Below are 1,797 nucleotides of genomic sequence, written 5' to 3' on the forward strand. Positions count from 1 at the left end.
TTTTTTGAAGGCACTCCTGAGGCAATTGTCCCGGATAATTTAAAATCCGCAGTAATAAAAAGTAGTCGTTTTGAGCCAACAATTAATGAAACCCTGGCCGATTTAGCGGAACATTACGAAACTACAATCTTGCCAGCCAGGGCTTATAAACCCAGAGATAAGTCATTAGTTGAAGGAGCTGTTAAGATATTGTACAGAAGGATTTATGTAAATTTAAAAGAAACCAAATTCTTTAGCCTTGAAGAGTTAAACCAGCAGATATGGGATTTATTGGACACTCATAACAGTCGAAAACTCACTGGACGTCCTTACTCTCGAAAAGAATTGTTTTTAGAAGATGAGAAGCAAAAACTACGCCTACTACCACAAGAACGCTTTGAAATTAAATACCAATCCTTTGCAACGGTAATGCAAAACGGGCATGTCCAATTAAGTCAAGACAAAAATTACTACAGTGTTCCCTATCAATATGTAAAGAAAAAAGCGAAACTCTTGTATACCAAATCAACCGTAGAGATCTATTATAAATACAATCGAATAGCTGTTCATGAACGAAATTACAAACCTTATGTCTATACCACAACCCCAGAACATTTAGCCAGTACCCACCAATTTGTAGCCCAGTGGAGCGCTGCTCGATTCATTGATTGGGCAAGTAGTATTGATGAATCAGTAGGAGAATATATTATGCAGATAATCGAAAGTAGAAACCATCCTGAACAGGCTTATAAAAGTTGTTTAGGAATACTAAACTTCGAAAAAAAGGTAGGGAAAGAGCGATTAATAAATGCCTGTAAACGGGCACTTGATTTTAGAATTTACAATTTTAAGACCATACAGAATATTTTAGAAAACAACTTAGACCATATTGATTTTGAGCAAGAACCCGAGCAGGAACTCCCGAGTCACGGTAACATCAGAGGAAAACATTATTATAACTAAATTAAATCTTGAAAACATGAATGAATCCACAGTAACAAAAATGAAACAAATGAAGCTTTATGGCATGTATAATGCTTTTAAAACAGCCATTGAAAGCGGAAAAACTGACCATTACACACTCGATCAGTTTGTATCGATGATTATTGATGCGGAATGGGATGAAAGGCACAATCGTCGTATTCAGCGCAGTATAACCAATGCCCGATTCCATTACAAGTCAAATATTGAAAGTATCAATTTTGACCAAACCCGTAATCTAGATCGCAACATGGTGCTGCGTCTGGCAGAATGTGAATTTGTAGAAAAAAACGAAAACATCTTAATCACAGGAAGTACTGGTGTAGGCAAAAGCTATTTAGGCACTGCACTGGGTTATCAAGCCTGCATACAGGGTTTTAAAGTGAGCTATTTTAATACTTCGAAGTTGTTTGCTAAATTAAAAATGGCCAAAGCAGATGGTTCTTACCTGCGAGAACTTGCCAAAATTGAAAGGCAAGACGTCATTATACTTGACGATTTTGGACTCCAAGCATTAGATAGTCACAATCGAATTACCCTTTTAGAGATCATTGAGGACAGGCATAATAATGGTTCTATAATTGTGACATCACAAATCCCAGTACAAGGTTGGTATGATATAATTGGCGAAAAAACTATAGCTGATGCAATTTTGGACAGGCTTATACATCAATCCCACCGACTCGAATTACATGGAGAATCTATGAGAAAGAAAAGAGGGATAAATAAAGGGTAATATTTTAATTATATTTGAATACTAATTAACAGATGAAAAAGAGTAGTTTTTAATAAAAAATGGAGGTGGTCATTTTGCTCCGGAATTAGGTGGTCATTTTG

2 protein-coding genes are annotated in these 1,797 nt (G+C 36.1%); both read left to right on the top strand.

Translation table 11 applies throughout. The annotated features are described in order from the left end of the window. A partial coding sequence (locus ACM55M_RS17380) for a Mu transposase domain-containing protein (RefSeq protein ID WP_416858935.1) occupies positions 1–942 on the top strand: 942 nt, incomplete at its 5' end. 16 nt (positions 943–958) lie between these two features. Next, on the top strand, positions 959–1,696 hold the full coding sequence (gene istB, locus ACM55M_RS17385) for an IS21-like element helper ATPase IstB (RefSeq protein WP_465245439.1): 738 nt from the start codon (positions 959–961) through the stop codon (positions 1,694–1,696). The last annotated feature ends 101 nt before the right edge of the window (positions 1,697–1,797 follow it).

It is taken from the genome of Flavobacterium galactosi, assembly GCF_048158585.1.
Lineage (GTDB): Bacteria > Bacteroidota > Bacteroidia > Flavobacteriales > Flavobacteriaceae > Flavobacterium > Flavobacterium galactosi.